Origin of the sequence: Acinetobacter genomosp. 33YU (genome assembly GCF_001990725.1) — a bacterium.
Lineage (GTDB): Bacteria > Pseudomonadota > Gammaproteobacteria > Pseudomonadales > Moraxellaceae > Acinetobacter > Acinetobacter seifertii.
The window spans coordinates 1-2,146 of the sequence record NZ_LFZQ01000023.1 but is presented as its reverse complement, the minus strand read 5'-3'; the positions used below and the strand labels follow the sequence as shown (position 1 = coordinate 2,146).

Annotated in this window: 3 protein-coding genes; 1 reads left to right on the top strand and 2 read right to left on the bottom strand. The window is 37.5% G+C overall.

The window, feature by feature from the left end; all coding sequences use genetic code 11:
• Positions 1–52 precede the first annotated feature (52 nt).
• Positions 53–379, bottom strand: coding sequence for a hypothetical protein (locus AC056_RS18840; protein ID WP_077164452.1), 327 nt, complete (start codon positions 377–379; stop codon positions 53–55).
• Between the two features lie 8 nt (positions 380–387).
• Positions 388–1,608: a phage/plasmid replication protein, II/X family gene (locus AC056_RS18835; RefSeq protein WP_077164451.1), complete on the bottom strand. Its 1,221-nt coding sequence runs from the start codon at positions 1,606–1,608 to the stop codon at positions 388–390.
• Between the two features lie 129 nt (positions 1,609–1,737).
• Between AC056_RS18835 and AC056_RS18830 the strand changes: the two genes are divergently transcribed.
• The gene (locus AC056_RS18830; protein WP_023188345.1) at positions 1,738–1,941 is read left to right on the top strand and encodes a hypothetical protein; all 204 of its coding nucleotides are present in this window, start codon (positions 1,738–1,740) and stop codon (positions 1,939–1,941) included.
• Positions 1,942–2,146: the final 205 nt, after the last annotated feature.

Genomic DNA, 2,146 nt, shown 5'->3' with positions numbered 1-2,146 from the left:
TATACATTATACGAAGTGTTTTATTATTAACACTTTGATTCGTATAGCTTTATTACGCTGCTTCAACAACATCAAAATCCAAAGCTATTAAAACTGCCTTTGGCTGTTTACCTGTGAAATCCCAATCAAAGATCAATTTAGCTTTGTTTGGTAATTCCTGATGCATGTAATCATTAAAGAACTGAGCGCCTTTAATCTTGTAGTCAGTCGATTTAAAACCGATTGCGCCTTGTTCTTTCTCTTTGTCTGAATATTCTTGAAGCACAGTTACCACTGTGTTCGAGAACTTAATTTCTTTACCAGTTGACTGATCTTGGAAATCACCAGCAGATTTACGGATGCCTGTAACTGTCATAATTGGATGTTGTGAATTGTTCATTTGCTCACCTATGCAATTTTGTAGTTAAACTGCGAAACTGGTTCTTCATACCAATTTGGCAATTGTTGGTTAAAGTCGATTTCAACGAGCTTTACGAATGGAATGATGTTTGAAGACTTCTCATCATGAAGGTTCTGTAAATAAGCTTTAGAAAAGCCACATTCACACAATTGGGAAACTAGATTGTAAAACTGAGACTTACCGTAATTATTTTTAATTTCGTCAAATCCTTTTTCACGGATAAGACAAAACATCGCGAATAAATTACGTACTTTAGTGTTGGAAACCTTGCCAGATTTGGTCATAACAACTTCTGAGCGTTCAATGGCTTCAAGTACACTTGCATCATCTGTTAATTTCATAGATTGACCTCGTAAGGCTTCAAAAATGCTATGAGTAGCTTTGTTCCAGAGTGTTTGAAGTAAATCAGGATTAGAACGTTGAAACTTAATTAAATCAAAGAGATTGGTTGGAATTCCATTACGTTCAAGCCAACGTTTTTTTAAACGCGATTCAAAACGTAAAAGACCGACAGTCCAGTTAATCAGATCCGAATTGGACATGACATCTACAACTCGTTGAGCTGCTTTATCGTTCTTCTTTGCAAGTTGCTTATACTCCTCAAATTGAGCGATAAATTCATCATGCTTCATATAGCACTTGTGATTTACAAGTCTTGAAGTCTGACCACCCCAATATACTGAACTGTCGAAACGCTTGTTACTTAAACGAGTCTGGCCATTGCTGACATTACTCAAGAAATCCAAAACTTTTTTAGCTGTGTTCTGGTCTTTCAATCGTGCTGAGTAAGTCACATCAATATGTGAAACCCATGCACGAGGCCAATCTAGCATCCTTGCAAGAAGCGGATACGCTTCATGTAAGAAGCCGATCATTTCCATAGCACCCTGCTCTATATTGTCGCTGCCAAAGACATTATGACCTTGAAGCAATTTCGCAGGTGAAGCCTTGATCTGTACAAAAGGTTCATACGAAGAGTCAAAAAAAACTTTCATTGCCATACCAGTGTAATGAGTCGGAACAGACTCAAACGGATGGAATAACGCAGCAGCAGAAATTGAACCATCGTCATTCTTATGAACAGAACGAGAAGCAAGTGGTATTTCTATACTATGAAGATCGATATCTACAAAAAAATAACGCCCTTCTGCATCTACTGAGTAGAAGCTAGATTCAAATGGCGCATTTATGCAAATATGATCAAGCATGGGTTAATTACGCATGTATACAAATAACATTAAGCGGAATTTAATACAATTACACATGAATAGCAAGCACATATAACAGATATACAAGTAATATTGTATGCAAGTTAATAACCCGAAAATGTGACGAAAATGGCAGTAACAGTTCGTTTAAATGACAAAGAGCAAGAATCTCTACGAAAGAAGTGTGTAGAGCTCAATAAAATTCTGATCAATAAAAATCTACAGCCGATAAAGGATAGTGAGCTTGTACACATCATTCTTGATCAAGCTATAGAAAATGTTGAGATATCAGCACATGGAAAAGTAGTTGTAAGAAACGCGAAAGACCTATAAAAATTCCGAAATATCGGACTAGAGTCCACCATTAGAAGACGTGGACTCCTCCCAAAACGGAAAGGTCAGGCGCGACAAGTCGCTGCCTACCCTTTCCTCTCCCTCCAGTTCGCATAATGCAGATTGATGTTAAAAAGCCCCGTGAGACAAACAATGTTCTCACTGGGGCTTAGTAACATAATCTGGACATCACATTATGCGAACT